Consider the following 17,397-nt stretch of genomic DNA (forward strand, 5'->3'; position numbering starts at 1 on the left):
TTTGGAGGTGCATATGAGAGTTACCAGTATTAATACACAGCAAGTTTCACTGTCAGAGCAAATAAATCCAGCAGATATGATAAGAAAGATTTATCCTGACATAAACCATTCTTTCTTCATGGAAAGTCCTAACGTATATGACAAGAGTTACATATCAGGTACGACCAGAGAGCAGTCTGTATTTACTGATGGGTACACAAGTAAAAAAATAGCGATATCTCATGAGATGAGACGCATATACTCAAACTGCCCGGCTTATTTTTCACACATATCCAGAGATGAAGCCAATACATCAGAAGGGAGCTGGTTAACTGTTATATCCGGACAGCGTCCGATGGGACAGTTTTCTGTAGATAGTCTCTGCTCACCTGTGTTGCACGCGTTATTTGAATTGCCAAATATTGGCTGTAAAATTTTTCCAAAAGAAAACAATGGTTTCTTATATATTATAGTCGTATACAGAAAAGATTGTGAGCAAGGTGAGCAACACGCAGAACGGTTCATTGAATTATACAATAAAAAGAGAGAGTTAATGGATGCTCTGAGAGACTCACCACATGAGTTAAAAGTAATATGGTCGGAACTTGCTATTGCAAGAGAGATGGGGAGGGTATTTAATTATTTGCCAGAAGAAATTGATAGTTACATACAAAAATTAAATTCATCTGCTTCGCAACTGGCAGTGACTTCGCATAACCATGATAGTCCACACCAGACAAGAATAATAATAGGTTGTGGGGCACTGAACAAAAGGAAGCTTATGGATGAAGGAACTCACATAGGGGAACACTTACAATGTGACACAATGGATATAGATCCTGATATGGGGAGCAGTATATTAGCTGACATCACTCGCCCATTACAGTCAAAAATGTATGACAAGTACTGAACCGCCCCGGGAATCCTGGAGACTAAACTCCCTGAGAGAGAGGTAAACAGGATGACTAAAAATACACGTTTTTCCCCCGAGATACGGCAGCGCGCCGTCCGCATGGTTCTGGAATGCCAGGACGGATATGACTCACAGTGGGCAGCCCTGAGTTCCATCGCCCCTAAAATCGGCTGCACGCCGGAGACCCTGCGTATCTGGCTGCGTCAGTATGAACGTGATGCCGGTGGCGGTGATGGTGGTCTCTCCACCACTGAGCGCCAGCGCCTGAAAGAGCTGGAGCGTGAGAACCGCGAGCTGCGGCGCAGCAATGATATCCTGCGGCAGGCCTCAGCTTATTTTGCGAAGGCGGAGTTCGACCGCCTCTGGAAAAAATAGCCCTCCTGGTGGATACCCTGAGCGATGAATACGGGGTCGGACCGGTATGCCATGAGCTGGATATCGCCCCGTCGTCATACTACCGCTACCGTGAATATCAGCTGCATCCTGACAGACGTAGCCATCGCGACCAGCGTGATGAGAAACTGAAGCAGGAGATACAGCGCGTGTACGACGAAAACTACGGCGTCTATGGTGTTCGCAAGGTCTGGCGCCAGCTGCTACGGGAGGGCTTCAGCGTGGCCCGATGCATCATCGCGAGGCTGATGAAGTCCATGGGCCTAACCGGCGTACTGCGAGGTAAAAAGGTGCGAACCACCGTCAGCCGTAAGACCCCTGCCGCGCATGACCGGGTGAACCGTCAGTTCGTGGCTGAACGCCCTGACCAGCTGTGGGTGGCAGACTTCACGTACGCCAGCACCTGGCAGGGCTTCGCATACGTAGCGTTCATTATCGACGTGTTCGCCGGTCGCATCGTGGGCTGGCGGGTGTCATCGTCGATGGAGACGACGTTCGTGCCGGATGCGCTGGAGCAGGCGCTGTGGGCCCGTCGGCCATCAGGAACCATCCATCACAGCGACAAAGGTTCACAGTACGTGTCGCTGGCCTACACACAGCGGTTGCAGGAGGCGGAGCTTCTGGCTTCAACGGGAAGCACGGGTGACTCTTATGATAACGCGATGGCCGAAAGCATCAACGGCCTGTACAAAGCGGAGGTGATACACAGGCAAAGCTGGAAAAACCGCGGCGAAGTGGAGCTGGCGACGCTGGCGTGGGTGGACTGGTACAACAATCGCCGGCTGCTGGAAAGGCTGGGGCATATCCCACCGGCAGAAGCCGAACGGGCATATTATGCTTCCATCGGGAATAAGGATCTGGCAGCCTGAGTTCCCAACTAAAATACTCTCCCGGAAAACCGGGGCGGTTCACTTCTCACTAACTCTCATTTATTCAACAAAGCCTGACCACGAGTATAAATTGACCAGAGCAAACCTGCGGAACAATTTTATATTCTGGCTGCCTGAAAAACAGGCAGCGTCAATTTTGCTAACTTGTCAATGTTAATGCGACAGAACCATCATTACTTCTGACGCCACACATTCGGGACTCGTTTGTTTACATTCGTGTAAGCTTGCATCTGTTTCAGATAGTCTTTCATCTTGTTTTTCTCAAAAATATCATTGTCTTTTTTTGCCTTACTCAAAATACGGTCAAAGTTTTCGGTCAAAACCTTGTTCATGCTATCCGGCCTAAGATAGTCAAATAAACCATATTTTCGCTGCCCTATACTTTCCGAATTAGAACCGTAATTTGAGTAAAGGCTATAAGTTCGGCTAATAGACTCCGGGGTCCTAGAAATCAGAGCATCACTTCCCATAATAAATCTTTCGGGGAAATGATTAATCAGCTCAGCCATGTCTTTTATTCTTTTTTCACGCACAAGCTCATCATTAACTTTTGCATCCCCTTTCAGACTGGAAACTGGTGAGTAATTTTCAGCAACAACATCCCATGACATATCAATATAATATCCGGGGTGACTATTTAACATATTGCTGAGCACATTTATATGATTATCACCAGGCGGAGAATATTTGCCAACACCTCCCATATGCGCATGAATAAACGTTGTTTGTGGATGATAGGAAATCATTTTTTTGATTGAACTAAAATATTCACCTTTTCCTGGAGTACCGAGATTCAAACACTCTTTTACATCGCTGGAATCACAATGTAGTACGACAGGCATTCCTGAGTCTCCTGCAAATCTGAAAATTGCATTAGCTGAGGCTGTTTTATCAAAAGCAGGAGTGTAGTCTTTATTCTGTTTATCCACAAATTCTTTGTGCATTGTGACTTCGCCAATTATATGAAATATCCCTGGATACTCCATTTTAAGACGAAGCATGGCGACCACTGCATTACTGTCATTAAGATTAATTCCAGTAATTGCAGGATGAATTCTGTCTGTGATCTTCTCATATTTTTGATATTGTGCTTTTTTCTTATCTGCGCCTTCGTTAAATCTCCTTTCATTTTCTGTATCTCTTATTTTTAATTCGCTATAAGCCTTTCCAACCTGCCAATCTACACTGGTGTTATAATACTGCTCCGTTTCCGTGGTAATTTTATTGTAATCACTTAAGTCCGGAATCTTCCCATCACGAATTTGATCAGGTAAATAATATGTCTTATTTTCTAATTCAGACATTATGTCAGTGTTACCACAGCAGTCGTTGTTCCCGACTACTGCCGTTGGTATGGGGGCACAGACAATTTGATTAACACCCGCCTCATCAAAAAGACGGAGTTGCTCTTCAACATTAGATGATAAAGTTTTAGTTATATCATAAACCTGAGAGTATGAATAACCAGGTCCGAAGGAGTGATTATGTACGTCATTGTATGACAATGTCTGAATACCTTTCTCAGACAGTTTCTGAGAGGACACAGTGTCTGTTGTATTTTTGACAGAAGAAATGCAGTCTAAAAGGCTAGGGTTATCTGTGTTAACATTTACTTCATCGTTGCTGACACCAGTGATACTTGGGTTTCGCGAACCATATGGTGTTCGTGTGCATGCATTTTTGACGTCATTCACTATTAATTTCTCCTCAATCATTAATTTCTCCTCAATAAGGTAGTACAAATGGTAGCAACCGTAGGTTTTTCTAATATGCAGGCTTCAAGAAAAATAACCTGACCCCGCTGAGTAAGGTAGCCCATAGGGTTCTGTCGCATTGGGGTTCCGGCGTAGAACCCCATATTCTGCGTGTTAACAGCATTGTTGCCGGTACCGTCGAAGAACGGTTCTGTCGCATTAAGGGGTCAGTTTGGATATAGAGAATTATTGTTCGGTAAGCGGCTTTGTTGAATAAATCGAACTTTTAGGTGATTGGCGGATCTGAGCGCTACGGTCGTTTCTGCATCGGAGCCCTATGGCAAAGCAAAAGTTTAAAATCACCAACTGGTCAGCTTACAACAAAGCACTCAGGCAGCGCGGTTCGCTGACAGTCTGGCTTGATGAGTCTGCTATTGCTGCATGGACTGAAAGCGCACAGCATGAAAGTCGTGGCCGCCCCCTTCACTACACCGATATGGCTATTACCACCGTTCTGATGATGAAGCGTGTGTTCAACCTGTCGCTTCGCGCTTTACAGGGTTTCGTTGACTCGATTTTTAAGCTAATAGATATGCCGTTGCGCTGCCCTGATTACTCTCTGGTCAGCAAGCGGGCAAAGCGCGTTAGCATCAGCATAAAAACTCCAACCCGTGGTGAAATCTCACATCTGGTCATCGATGCTACCGGCCTGAAGGTCTTTAGCGAAGGCGAATGGAAAGTCAGGCTGCATGGAGCGGACAGACGAAGGGTGTGGCGCAAGCTTCATCCTGCCGCAGACAATGCGACGCACGAGATTGTCTGTGCCGGTTTATCGCTCAGCGGTACGACAGATGCGCAGGCACTGCCGGAGCTGATTAACCAGACCCACAGGAAAATAAAGGAAGCCTCGGCTGATGGCGCTTATGACACGCGCTACTGCCACGATGCGTTGCTTCGGAAAAAGATAAGACCGCTTATCCCGCCACGAAGCGGTGCGCAATACTGGCCTGACAAATACCATGAGCGTAACCACGCAGTGGCGAATCAGCATCTGAGCGGCAGCAACGATGTCTGGAAAAAGAAAGTGGGCTATCACCGGCGTTCAGTGGCAGAAACGGCGATGTTCCGTATCAAATCGTTGGTTGGCGGACATCTGAGCCTGCGGGACTACGACGCGCAGGTGGGTGAAGCGATGGCGATGGTGAAAGCGCTGAACCGGATGACGATGCTGGGTATGCCGCATAGCGTGCGGATCGCATAACAGATGCTACCAGCGGGAACCATCTTCTCACTAACTCTCATTTATTCAACAAAGCCCCCCAGGTTACGAAAGATCACTAAAAATAGTAGGTCGGAAATTTCGGCGGTTCCGGCGTAGAACCCCTTATTGCGGGCTGCAGGGCTGTATCGAGACGTTTGTATCAGGGACGGGTTTTGCCACCGACTATCAGCGTTTGAGCGGCGTAGCGCGTAAAGGCGCGGAGATCATTACCTTGCTGGAGCAGCAGGATCCCGTTGCGGAGCTGGCGATGAGCCGCTATGAGATGCGTTTGGCGAAATCGCTGGCGCAGGTGGTTAATCTGCTTGATCCCGACGTAATAGTGTTAGGCGGCGGCATGAGCAACGTTGACCGTCTGTATCAAACGGTACCGACCCTGATGAAAAAATGGGTGTTTGGCGGTGAGTGCGAGACACCGGTACTGAAAGCTGTTCATGGCGATTCCAGCGGCGTGCGGGGCGCGGCCTGGCTATGGCCGCTGCAAGCGTAAACGCATCCGGCGGCCTGGCTGTCAGGCCGTCACATTTTTACTACCGGCCGCTTTTTAATCCCCGCTCTGGCGAACACGCCGGTTTAGTCTTCCGCAATATACGGCCTCGCGCGGCGATAGCGGTGAAAACGGCAGCCATAATGCCGAACAAGCCGCGCATATCAGCGATAAAGCGCGAGTGTCCGTCCCTGTCTTGTGGTTCCCGCGTTGCGCCCGGCTTAGCGCGTGGGCCGCATCGCAGGTGAAAACCGAAATGGCATAACGCTTGACTGCGCTGACGCGTTTGCTGATCAATCCCTTTGAAGGCGTTAATTAGCCGGTGGAAAGGCAATCATTAGCTGTTCCGGGGCATTTTTCGGTGGCAGCGGCAGATTGCGCGCGCTGCTCACGCTTTGCCATGCTTTCAGACACAGCGCTTCATCGCCCTCGGTGCGCAGCACACTGTAACGGCCATCAGCGCGACGTTGCGCCGTGACTAAACAGCGTTTCCCGGCATAGTGGCGGGTATCGCCAAAATTATGCGTAATTGCACTTTGCACGTGATGCAAATAAGCCTTCGTTTCTCTGTCCGCCACGTTTGACGGCGCATGGCTACACCCCGCCAGCAGTATGGCAAGGGTGCTGACCCTTATCCATCTTGTCATTGTTCTCTCCTCACGGGCTGGGCAATTCAAGTTTGCTGTAGCCCAGCCCGTTCATTTTCTGCACTTTAATCTGCACCGGGATGCGTTCTTTCATCGCCTCGACGTGACTGATCACCCCGATGATTTTGCCGCTGGCATTGAGCGCATCCAGCGCATCCAGTGCCGTATCCAGCGTTTCAGCATCCAGCGTACCGAAGCCTTCATCAAGAAACAAAGATTCGATGCGCGTCTTGTGGCTGACCAGATCGGACAATGCCAGCGCCAGCGCCAGGCTGACCAGAAAGCTTTCGCCGCCAGACAGCGTGCGCGTATCGCGAGCGGCATCGGCTTGCCAGGTATCAACGACGTCCAGCTCCAGCACATCCAGTGCGCGGCGTTGTAGCAGATAGCGCCCGTGTAAGCGATCCAACTGGCGATTGGCCAGCGCCACCAGATGATCCAGCGTTAAGCCCTGGGCGAACCGGCGGAACTTATCGCCGCTGGCGGAGCCGATCAAATCATTGAGTAAACTCCATTGTGCCAGCGTCGCGTCATCCTGCTCGATCTGCTGCATTAATGCCGCTTGCTGGGCGCGCAGAGCCGCATCGCTGTGTAACTGCTGCTGTGCCTGGCCTTGCTGGCTGGCGTTTTCACGCAACGCCAGGCGCAAACGTTCCAGCTGTTCGCGCAAGGCGTCAGCAGATTCCGGCATATTTTCCGGTTGCGCCTGCTGATGTGCAGTGAAGCGTTGTTGCACTTCCGTCAACCGCGCCCGCTGTTGTTGCCGCTGCTGCTCCAGCTGTTGCAGCTGACTACGTAACTGCTGCGCCGTTTGTTCATCCAGCAAAGCGGCGCGCAAGCTGGCTTCATCCTTAAATTCGGCTGCGGCTAAGGCGCGGCTAAATGCCTGTTCCGCATCGGCCAGTCGGTTTGCCAGCGTTTTCAGCTGGGTCTCGATGACGGCTAACTGCCCGTTCAGGCTGCTGACCTGTGTTTGCGTCTGTTGCCAGCGGCTTAAACTTTGCGTTAGCTGAGACTCCTTCTGTTGCAGCGCGGCCTGCATTTGCTGACGCGCACTTGCTACCTGCTGGTTACCAAACAGCGCTTCACGCTGCTGAAGCCGTTCGGTAATCTGCGCGGTAAGCTGGGTCAGTTGCTGCTGCTGCGCACTGAGGCGTTGTTGTTCGATAGTAAGCCGTTGTTGCAGCGCGGTAACCTGGCTTTCAGCGCGCGTCAGTTGAGGTTGCAGCTTAGCGAGTGATTGCTCACTTTCTTGCCAGCGCTGCCAACGTTGCTGTTGCGTCGCTAACCAGCGCGCTCTTTCTTCTGCGGCCGGTAGCGATAACGCGACGTTTGCCAGCTGCTGTTGTAAGTCATCATTGCGTTGCTGCCAGCTGGCCTGTTCCTGCTGCTGTCGCTGTTGTAGCGCTTCCAGTGCCTGCTGCTGATTCTTTAAGGCTTGCTGGGCCAACTGCTGTGCCTGCTGATGCTGCTGTAAAGCCTGTAGCTGTTGAATATGGTGCTCTTTCGCCGCCTGGCGCGAACGCTCAGCGGCATCCTGCGCCTGGATCTGTTGATGCAGCGCGGTTTCCTGTGCGGATTGCTGCTGCTGCCAGCTTGCCAGCGCGGCCTGATCGCCAGGGGAGAAGGTAAGTGCCAGCTCACGGCTAAGCGCCTGCCACTGCTGATGCAGTGTTTCTGTCTGGCGCGTTAAATCGGCAATCTCCTCGCGTAGCGTCTGTTGCTGAAGCGCAGACTGTTTTATCTGCTCTTTTTTGGCGGTGCCCGCTTCTTTTAATGCCTCAACCTGAACCTTAAGTGCTGCCAGCCGCTGCTGATTTTCGCTGACTTCCAGTCGGGTATAAGCCTCAACCGCCGGATGGGTACAGGAGCCGCACAGCGGGCAGGGTTGATCGGCTTCCAGCCGCGCCCGGTGATCGGCGAGATCGGCGATATGCTGCTCCAGCGCGCAAATTTTTTCGACGTCTTTCTCCTGCTGATACACGCGTTTCCAGAGATCGCGCAGCTTTTGTAATTCGGTTTCGTCTTGCTGATGGGTTTTCTCCAGTGCGGCAAGGCGCTGCTGACGCTGGCTAAGCTGTTGTTGCAGTGACTGCCATTGCGAGGCCAGCAGCGTCAATTTTTGCCGGGCGTCACGGCTGGTTTGCAATTGCGTCAGCGACTGATGAAGCGTTTCTGGTGGATAACGTTGCTGTAGCGAAGTTAGTGCTTGCTCCGCTTCTGTTGCCGCTTGCCGGGCCTGCTGTTCTGCCTGTTGCAGTGGCATTGCCTGCTGCGCCTGCTGGCTGAACTGTTGCTGTTGTTGCGTGAATTGTTGCTGCTGCTGTTGAGATTGTCGGGCAAGTTCGGCAAGCAGATTTTCACGCTGCGTCAGTTGGGCAAATCGCTCCTGCCACAGTGGCAGAGAGGCGCTCCATTGTGCGACATCGGCCAGTTGTTCACGTAAGGTTTGCTGGGCGGCAATCTCTTTTTGTAACGTCGCCTGGTGGGTGCTTTCGTAGACAAACGCCTGTTGCGCCTGCTCGCACACCTGCTGTTGCTGTTGCTGGTCACATTGCTGCTGCTGTTGCTGCTGTTGCAGGGTAGCGATCTGCTGATCAAGCGGCATCACCTGTTCTGTCAGCAAAATTTCCTGACGCTGCTGCTGTTGCAGTGTCTGTTCCCGTGCCTGTTGTGCCTCGGTGTAAGCCAGTTGTTCACGCTGTTGATGGTTTACGGCGTCCTGATGCTGCTGCGTAAGCTGCTGCTGTGCTGCAATGATCTCGCGCTGCCCGGTCTGTAAATCATCACGCTGTTGTAGCCTGGCGCGCAGTTTCTCCGCCGGTTCACTGCGTGCCAGACGTTGCCGATCGGCTTCGGCAGCCTGCCACGCCTGTTCTGCGGCCTGTAAAGCGTCACTGCTGTGCTGCACATCAGCGCGATATTGCTGTGCCTGTTGCTGCCATTGCTGCTGTTTGTGCGCATCGGTGTATTGAGTGCTTAAGGTTTTTTCGGCTTCGCTTAGCGTAGCGAGCTGCTGTTGCAGTGCTGCGCGCGTGTCGGTATCAAGCAGTGCCATACCACCCGCCCGGCTGCGTAATAAATCCAGCGTGCGTTTCGCCTCTTTATGGCGTTCAAAAATGGCTATTGAAATCAGGCCGTAAATTTCAGTACCGGTCAGCTCTTCCAGTAGCTCAGCGCGTTCACCCGCTTTAGCATTCAGAAAGGCGGCAAACTGGCCTTGCGACAACATCATGGAACGGGTGAAGCGGGCAAAATCGAGGCCGGAGAGGGTTTCAGTCAGCTTTAATTTATCGCCGACTTTATCAGCAACAATCTGATCATCGGCACAGCGGGCCAGCTCAACGCGGGGCGCCTGTAATTTGCCATCCGCCGTGCCGCGAGCGCGGTTCTGACTCCAGAAAGCGCGCCAGGCTTCACCTTTGATTTCAAATTCGACTTCTGCCAGACATTCGGCACAGTCACGCGTCATCAGGGCGTTCTGGGTTTGTGAAATGGCGCCAAGACGCGGCGTCTGGTGATATAGCGCCAGGCAAATGGCATCCAGCAACGTCGTTTTACCCGCGCCGGTCGCGCCGGTAATGGCGAATAAACCATTGCTGGCAAATGGTTCGGTCCGGAAATCGATAAACCATTCGCCTTTTAGCGCGTTAAGATTTTTAAAACGCAGCGTGAGGATCTTCATGATTGCTCCTCCATCTCCGCCAGCGTGCGGCGAAACAGCGTATTTAATTGCTGGATCTGTTGCTCATCCATTTCACTGTCCAGCGCTAAGCGGCGGGCAAAAACGTCTTCTACTTTCAGCTCGCTCAGCGTTTCGTTATCAAGCCGGGCAAGGCTGTGCTGACGCAGCGCGCGGCTGCGGCGCAGTAACAGTACTTCTACCGGCAATCCGTCCGTCAACGTTTCAATCCGCCGTTGCAAATCGCTGAGATATTCTTGCGTCGTGACTTCAATATCCAGCCACACCGGTTTCTCATCCTGATATGTCTGGAAATCCGCCAGCTGTTGTTCGATCTGCGCCAGCGAGCCTTTGAGCATTTGCATGGGTTGAAACTGCGGAACCGCCAGCGGCGTAATGCTCTGCAAACCGTTAGGTGAAAAATCGAGCAGAAATACGCTTTTTTCCGTGCCCAGCTCATCAAAACTCAATGGGATCGGCGAACCGCTATAGCGAATGTGATCGCTATTGGCAACGCGCTGAGCACGATGAATGTGGCCTAATGCGATATAATCGGCGGCGGGAAAAGCGGAGGCGGGGAAGGCATCTAAGGTGCCGATATAAATATCACGTACCGACTCGCTTTTACTCACGCCCACGGTGGTGAGATGGCCTGTTGCGATAATGGGTAATGACAGCGCATGTGCCTGTGCGGCGCTAAAGCGACGTTGATAATGTTCCGAAATGGCTTCTAACAGGCTGATTTGTTTCTCACGGCCCGACTGACCGGCCCGACTGCGCATGATGTCGCGCGGACGCAGATAAGGGATAGCGCATAGCAGCGCGCCCGGCTCGCCGCGTCGCGTATTTAGCACCAGCACATCGTCGTTGCCCTGCGGCGTTGCGATCACACGGGTATTCAGGCAGGCGAGTAGTTCGCGTGATTCATTCAGCGTAGCAACCGAATCGTGGTTGCCAGCCAGCACAACCAGTTGGCAGCCACTGGGTTGCAGCGCCACCACAAAGCGATTAAACATTTCACGGGCATAGCTCGGCGGTGTCCCGGTATCAAACAGATCACCCGCCACAATCAGCGCATCGACCTGGTGCTGCTCAATATTTACCAGCAGCCAGTCAAGGAAAGCCTGATGTTCAGCTGCCCGGCTTTTATTATAAAAGAACTGCCCCAGATGCCAGTCCGCAGTATGAATGATGCGCATAAAACTCCCTGCCGTAACAAATCGCACGGCGATTATACCCATCATGTTTAAAGATGCAGGTGTCCGCTGACGGCTGCACAAAAAATTTTCGATAAATGCGCGACGGTGACCAAAAAGAAAAAATGCCGCGTTATTGTCATAAATGGCTATTAAAGCCTTGTTTAACGGGCTATGTTTTTCATAAAAGTGTCACAAATCTGACGCATAATGGCGCCGCAAATATCAAGAAGCCGTCATATCAGCAGGAGTACTAATGGCTAAGCGCATTTTGGTTGTGGAAGATGAAGCCCCCATCCGTGAAATGTTGTGTTTTGTCCTGGAGCAGAACGACTATCAGCCAATTGAGGCGGAAGATTATGACAGCGCGGTCGGGAAACTGATTGAACCCTGGCCAGATTTAATTCTGCTGGACTGGATGTTGCCCGGCGGCAGCGGCATACAATTTATTAAGCATCTGAAACGCGAAGCAATGACGCGCGACATCCCGGTAATGATGTTGACAGCACGTGGTGAAGAGGAGGATCGCGTTCGCGGCCTGGAAGTAGGTGCTGATGATTACGTCACTAAGCCATTTTCGCCGAAAGAACTTATGGCGCGTATTAAAGCGGTAATGCGCCGTATTTCACCAATGGCGGTGGAAGAGATAATTGAGATGCAGGGGCTAAGTCTGGATCCTTCATCGCATCGCGTTATGTCGGAAGCGACCCCGCTGGAAATGGGACCGACTGAATATAAGTTATTGCATTTCTTTATGACTCACCCGGAACGGGTCTACAGCCGTGAACAGCTGCTGAACCACGTTTGGGGCACCAATGTTTATGTTGAAGATCGCACCGTTGATGTTCACATTCGCCGTTTACGTAAAGCGCTGGAAGTCTCCGGGCACGATCGCATGGTGCAAACCGTCCGCGGAACAGGTTATCGTTTCTCTGCCCGCTACTAAACGGAGCCTTAACCGTGCTGGAACGCCTCTCCTGGAAGAGATTACTGTCAGAACTGGTATTGGCGTGTCTGCCTGCGCTGATTCTCGGCCTGCTATTCGGCTATTTACCGTGGTGGCTGTTGTTCAGCGTACTGGCGCTATTGGGGTGGCATTTTCATAATTTGATGCGCCTGTCGCACTGGTTATGGCTAGATCGCACCATGACGCCGCCCACCGGGCGCGCCAGTTGGGAGCCGCTGTTTTATGGGTTATATCAGATGCAGCTGCGTAACCGACGACGGCGCCGGGAGTTAGGCAGCCTGATCAAGCGCTTTCGCAGCGGTGCGGAGTCGCTACCGGATGCGGTCATTCTGACTACCGAAGAAGGCACCATCTTCTGGTGTAATGGCTTAGCGCAGCAACACCTGGGCCTGCGCTGGCCGGAAGATAACGGGCAGAACATCCTTAACCTGCTGCGTTACCCCGAATTTTCCCGCTATATTCGTAAATGCGATTTTGATAAACCCCTGACGCTGGTGCTAAATAATCAGCATCATATGGAATTTCGCGTCATGCCGTACAGCGAAGGCCAGTGGCTGACGGTGGCGCGTGATGTAACGCAAATGCATCAGCTGGAAGGCGCGCGACGTAATTTCTTTGCTAACGTGAGTCACGAACTGCGCACACCATTAACGGTGCTGCAAGGTTATCTGGAAATGATGAACGATTCGGTGATGAACGAAAAATCGCGTGGCAAGGCGTTGCATACCATGTCAGAGCAGACGCGCCGTGTGGACAGCCTGGTGAAACAATTGTTAACGCTGTCGCGCATTGAAGCTGCGCCAGTCATCGATATGAAAGAAAAAGTCGATGTGCCGATAATGCTCAAACTGCTACAACGTGAGGCTGAAACCCTGAGCGCCGGGCGTCACGAGATCCATTTTCACACCGATCCGCATCTGAAAGTGTTTGGCAACGATGAACAGCTACGCAGCGCTATCTCTAATCTGGTGTACAACGCGGTTAACCATACACCGGACGGCACGCGCATTGATATTAGCTGGTTGCGCGGCCCGCAAGGCGCGATATTCAAAGTGTGCGATAACGGGCCGGGCATTCCGCCAGAACACCTGCCGCGTTTGACTGAGCGTTTCTATCGGGTTGATAAAGCGCGTTCGCGTGCCACCGGCGGCAGCGGTTTAGGATTAGCTATTGTTAAACATGCGCTCAGCCATCACAACGCACGGCTGGACATCACCAGCATCCCTTACCAGGAAACCTGCTTTACCTTTACGCTGGCACCAAGGTTGATTGTCAGCGTCGGGATGCAGGAGAATGCCGTTCATTAACGGTTAAGGGACCTTCTCATGCGCACGTTTCTTTGCTCCCTCTTGTTTTTGCTGCCTGCGGTAACCCAGGCACAGCCGGGTACGCTTTCCGGCAATTTAAGCAGTGTCGGTTCAGACACCCTCGGTTATTTAATGACGTTATGGGGGGAGGGTTTCAGCCGTCAGGCGCCAGGCGTCAATGTGCAGGTGCAGGCATCCGGTTCGTCTACCGCACCTACTGCGCTGGCTGCGGGAGCCGCTCAGATTGGGGCAATGAGCCGAGCAATGCAGGCTGACGAGCGCCAGGCGTTTGAGGCGCGATACGGCTATCCGCCGCTGGCAGTACCGGTGGCAATGGATGCTTTGGTGGTGGTGGTGAATCAGCGCAACCCGTTGCAGCAGATCGATCCGCGCCAGCTTGATGCGATTTTTTCTGTTACGCGTCTGTGCGGCGCAACCCACATCCCCGCCCATTGGGGAGATCTCGGCGTGAAACAGGCTGACTGGGCCGATCGTAGTTTACAGCGCTATGGCCGTAATTCGGCCTCCGGGACGTGGGGTTTTTTCAAACAGCAGGCGCTATGTAACGGTGATTTTCGCAGTGATGTTGCAGAGTTTCCCGGTTCAGCCGCAGTGGTACAGGCAGTGGCGGGCAACCCGCGCAGTATCGGCTACACCAGCTTTGGTTTTCACCTCAGCGGTGTGAAAATGTTGTCTGTGGTCAATGCCAGCGGAGATGCGGTGATGCCTGATGCGGAAAGTATTCGCAGCGGCCATTATCCCTGGGCACGTCCGCTTTACCTCTATGTAAACAAAGCACCCGGCAAACCTTTGCCACCGCTGGTGGCGGCATTTTTACAGCAGATTTTGTCATCGCAAGGTCAGCACCGCGTGAGCGAGGCGGGCTATCTGCCTTTATCGGACCGCCAGTTGGCGCAGACGCGCGCCATCCTTGACGATAATTAATTTCCCTGGCTGCAACATGAATTTTCCTCACGCGCGTTGAATTTTCTTCTGTTGCGGCTGAGAAGCTCGCATGTCACTCTTTCGTTGGCCATATAGCCATCCGGATGGCTATACTTAACTCTATGAAATTATTACCTGCCGCAATCATGTGACAGGTGAGCCAGGAGCGATCATGCAAAGAAATACCGCCCCCTTCCGTGCCGATACCGTTGGCAGTTTTCTGCGTCCTGCCGCTATCAAACAGGCACGCGAACAGTTCGCCGCCGGTGAAATTGATGCCACTGAACTGCGTCGTGTAGAAGATGAAGCTATTCGTGATGTGGTAGCAAAACAGCGCGAAAATGGCCTGAAAGTGGTTACTGACGGTGAGTTTCGTCGCGCATGGTGGCACTTCGACTTTTTCGATGGTCTGGAAGGCGTTGAACGTTATGAGGCCGATCAGGGCATCCAGTTCAATGGGGTACAGACTAAAGCGCGTGGCGTGAAAGTAACGGGCAAACTGAGCTTTGGCAATCACCCCATGCTGAAAGATTTCCGCTTTTTGCAAAGCATCGCGGGTGATGCAGTGCCTAAAATGACCATTCCCAGCCCCAGCGTGCTGCATTTCCGTGGCGGTCGCAATGTGATCGATTCCACTGTTTATCCGGATCTGGCTGCGTATTTTGACGATCTGGCACAAACCTATAAAGACGCAATTAGCGCTTTTTATGCCGCAGGTTGCCGCTATTTACAGCTGGATGACACTGTTTGGGCCTACCTGTGTTCTGAAGATCAGAAACGTCAGATCCGTGAGCGCGGCGATGATCCCGAAGAGCTGGCTCGTATCTACGCCCGCGTGCTGAACAAAGCGCTGGAAGGTAAGCCCGCCGATCTGACGGTTGGGCTGCATGTCTGTCGCGGTAATTTCCGTTCAACCTGGATTTCAGAAGGAGGCTATGAGCCGGTGGCTGAAATCCTGTTTGGTACGGTTAATATTGACGCGTTTTTTCTCGAATATGACAACGAGCGTTCTGGCGGTTTTGAACCGCTGCGCTTCATCAAGCCAGGGCATCAGCAAGTCGTGTTGGGATTAGTTACCACTAAAAACGGTGAACAGGAAGATCCGGCCCAGGTGAAAGCGCGTCTGGCTGAAGCGGCGAAGTTTGTGAGTCTCGACCAGATCTGCCTCAGCCCACAATGCGGCTTCGCCTCAACGGAAGAGGGCAACAGCCTGAGCGAGGCGCAGCAATGGCAAAAGATTCGTCTGGTTGTCGATATTGCGAATCAGGTGTGGTGATGCTGTAACGTTACGCAAACAGGCGCGTAAAACGCGCCTTTTGTGCAGATTAACCTCCGTTAATGCTGGAACTTCTTACGGCCTGAAGAAAAAATAAGCACATCATCTGATGTGCTTACGCCAAATATTAGAGCCATTATCTGGTTATACATATAAATTCACAATAAACCTCTGGTTTTCCGATCCTGTATTGCCTTTCTTCGCTATAAACGTTCTACTTAGCGCCGCTGTCGATTTAACCCTCCGTGAACAGAAAAAAAGCAGCTTAAATCACCTGCGCTTCATCTCACGACGAGCATAATGCGCTGATATTGGCTGGCAAATCGTTGTTTTGACGCAGCGAGGGCAATGCAAATTCAACTTCCACCGCAACAACAATGACAGGCCGTATGACACACCGTTTAACTTCGAAAGATATTCTCGCGCTGGGCTTCATGACGTTTGCCCTGTTTGTGGGCGCGGGCAACATTATTTTCCCGCCGATGGTTGGCATTCAGTCCGGCGAACATGTCTGGACCGCCGCGATCGGATTCCTTATTACCGCTGTGGGTTTGCCAGTGATCACCGTTATTGCGCTGGCGCGCGTGGGCGGCGGCATCGACGCGCTCAGTTCGCCGATTGGCAAAGTAGCCGGTTTGGTGCTGGCAACGGTGTGCTATCTGGCCGTTGGTCCGCTGTTCGCGACCCCGCGTACCGCCACAGTGTCCTTTGAGGTGGGCATTGCGCCGCTGACGGGAGACGGCTCGCTGCCGCTGTTTAGCTACAGTCTGATTTACTTCGCACTGGTCATCGGAATTTCTCTCTATCCGGGAAAACTGCTGGATACCGTTGGTCATTTCCTCGCGCCACTGAAAATTGTTGCGCTGACCGTGCTTGGCCTTGCTGCGCTGATATGGCCAGCGGGCGATATTATTCCGGCAACGGCTGATTATCAACGTGCGGCTTTCTCCAGCGGTTTCGTTAATGGTTATCTGACGATGGATACGCTGGGTGCGCTGGTTTTCGGTATTGTTATTGTTAACGCCGCACGGTCACGCGGGATTAAAAATCCAGTCTTATTGACGCGTTATACCGTGCTGGCGGGGCTGATTGCCGGTATTGGCCTGACGCTGGTTTATCTCAGCCTGTTCAGGCTGGGTTCAGGTAGCGGCTCGCTGGTCGATCAGAACGCTAACGGTGCCGCTATTCTGCACGCTTACGTTCAGCAGACGTTCGGCAGTATGGGCAGCTTCTTCCTGGCGGCACTGATTTTTGTTGCCTGTATGGTTACCGCCGTAGGCCTGACCTGTGCCTGTGCTGAATTTTTTGCACAGTACCTGCCGCTGTCGTATAAAACGCTGGTGTTCGTCCTCGGCCTGTTCTCAATGGTGGTGTCGAACCTTGGTCTGAGCCATCTGATTCAGATTTCGATTCCGGTACTGACTGCGATTTATCCGCCGTGCATCGTGCTGGTCGTGTTGAGCTTCACCCTGCGCTGGTGGAACAAGAGTAGCCTCATTATTGCGCCAACCATGCTGATTAGCCTGCTGTTCGGTATTGTGGATGCCATTAAAACTACCGAATTTAAAGCGGTGTTGCCGGCCTTTAGCCAGAACCTGCCGCTGGCGGATCAGGGGCTTGCCTGGTTGCCGCCCTCGCTGGTTATCCTGCTGATTGTTGCGCTGGTGGACCGGGTGAAAGGACGCGCACAGGTCAAGATTCACTCGTAACAGTAAACGTTTTTTCTCTAACCACGGGCTTGC

12 protein-coding genes, 1 pseudogene and 1 other annotated feature are annotated in these 17,397 nt (G+C 52.2%); of the genes and pseudogenes, 9 read left to right on the plus strand and 4 right to left on the minus strand.

What is annotated here, in order from left to right; all coding sequences use genetic code 11:
• Positions 1-13: 13 nt before the first annotated feature.
• Both QRY16_RS06815 and QRY16_RS06820 read left to right on the plus strand, forming a co-directional pair.
• Positions 14-889, plus strand: a complete 876-nt coding sequence (locus QRY16_RS06815; protein ID WP_289776077.1) for an NleE/OspZ family T3SS effector cysteine methyltransferase — start codon at positions 14-16, stop codon at positions 887-889.
• A 51-nt stretch (positions 890-940) separates the two neighbouring features.
• Positions 941-2,154 (plus strand): IS3 family transposase gene (locus tag QRY16_RS06820; RefSeq protein WP_419776114.1). Its coding sequence is split into 2 segments (ribosomal slippage): positions 941-1,229 and positions 1,229-2,154, totalling 1,215 coding nucleotides; the frame shifts between segments, so codons are not numbered across the junction.
• Positions 1,222-1,338: a sequence feature (AL1L pseudoknot), on the plus strand. It overlaps the preceding gene by 117 nt.
• 194 nt (positions 2,155-2,348) lie before the next feature.
• Here the strand turns inward: QRY16_RS06820 and QRY16_RS06825 are convergent.
• On the minus strand, positions 2,349-3,890 hold the full coding sequence (locus QRY16_RS06825) for an amidohydrolase family protein (protein WP_289776079.1): 1,542 nt from the start codon (positions 3,888-3,890) through the stop codon (positions 2,349-2,351).
• Positions 3,891-4,206: 316 nt separating this feature from the next.
• On the opposite strand from QRY16_RS06825, the gene QRY16_RS06830 reads away from it, so the two are divergent.
• Together QRY16_RS06830 and QRY16_RS06835 are read left to right on the plus strand one after the other, a co-directional pair.
• Positions 4,207-5,130, plus strand: a complete 924-nt coding sequence (locus tag QRY16_RS06830; protein WP_289776080.1) for an IS5 family transposase — start codon at positions 4,207-4,209, stop codon at positions 5,128-5,130.
• A 118-nt stretch (positions 5,131-5,248) separates the two neighbouring features.
• Positions 5,249-5,638, plus strand: a pseudogene (locus tag QRY16_RS06835) (ROK family protein); the annotation flags it as partial.
• 308 nt (positions 5,639-5,946) lie between these two features.
• Here the strand turns inward: QRY16_RS06835 and QRY16_RS06840 are convergent.
• From QRY16_RS06840 to sbcD, 3 genes are read right to left on the minus strand one after another with little or no spacing between them, the layout of a single operon-like run.
• Positions 5,947-6,282, minus strand: a complete 336-nt coding sequence (locus QRY16_RS06840) for a cell envelope integrity TolA C-terminal domain-containing protein (RefSeq protein WP_289776081.1) — start codon at positions 6,280-6,282, stop codon at positions 5,947-5,949.
• A 10-nt stretch (positions 6,283-6,292) separates the two neighbouring features.
• A complete protein-coding gene (locus QRY16_RS06845; protein WP_289776082.1) occupies positions 6,293-9,967 on the minus strand; it encodes an SbcC/MukB-like Walker B domain-containing protein in 3,675 nt (1,224 codons plus the stop codon).
• Positions 9,964-11,163 (minus strand): exonuclease subunit SbcD, encoded by a 1,200-nt coding sequence (sbcD, locus tag QRY16_RS06850; protein WP_289776083.1) that lies wholly within the window; start codon positions 11,161-11,163, stop codon positions 9,964-9,966. The genes QRY16_RS06845 and sbcD overlap by 4 nt, the downstream gene beginning before the upstream one ends.
• Before the next feature lie 253 nt (positions 11,164-11,416).
• Between sbcD and phoB the strand changes: the two genes are divergently transcribed.
• The 5 genes from phoB (at position 11,417) to brnQ (ending at position 17,364) form a co-directional block, all read left to right on the plus strand.
• Entirely contained in the window at positions 11,417-12,106 is a 690-nt protein-coding gene (gene phoB, locus QRY16_RS06855; RefSeq protein ID WP_193403628.1) for a phosphate response regulator transcription factor PhoB, read from the plus strand.
• A gap of 14 nt (positions 12,107-12,120) precedes the next feature.
• Positions 12,121-13,434, plus strand: coding sequence for a phosphate regulon sensor histidine kinase PhoR (phoR, locus tag QRY16_RS06860; protein WP_289776084.1), 1,314 nt, complete (start codon positions 12,121-12,123; stop codon positions 13,432-13,434).
• 18 nt (positions 13,435-13,452) lie between these two features.
• On the plus strand, positions 13,453-14,379 hold the full coding sequence (locus tag QRY16_RS06865; protein WP_289776085.1) for a PstS family phosphate ABC transporter substrate-binding protein: 927 nt from the start codon (positions 13,453-13,455) through the stop codon (positions 14,377-14,379).
• Positions 14,380-14,551: 172 nt separating this feature from the next.
• Positions 14,552-15,655, plus strand: coding sequence for a cobalamin-independent methionine synthase II family protein (locus QRY16_RS06870; protein ID WP_289776086.1), 1,104 nt, complete (start codon positions 14,552-14,554; stop codon positions 15,653-15,655).
• Positions 15,656-16,044: 389 nt separating this feature from the next.
• A complete protein-coding gene (gene brnQ, locus QRY16_RS06875; protein WP_289776087.1) occupies positions 16,045-17,364 on the plus strand; it encodes a branched-chain amino acid transport system II carrier protein in 1,320 nt (439 codons plus the stop codon).
• The last annotated feature ends 33 nt before the right edge of the window (positions 17,365-17,397 follow it).

The organism is Mixta mediterraneensis, from assembly GCF_030283135.1.
GTDB classification, from domain to species: Bacteria; Pseudomonadota; Gammaproteobacteria; order Enterobacterales; family Enterobacteriaceae; genus Pantoea; species Pantoea mediterraneensis.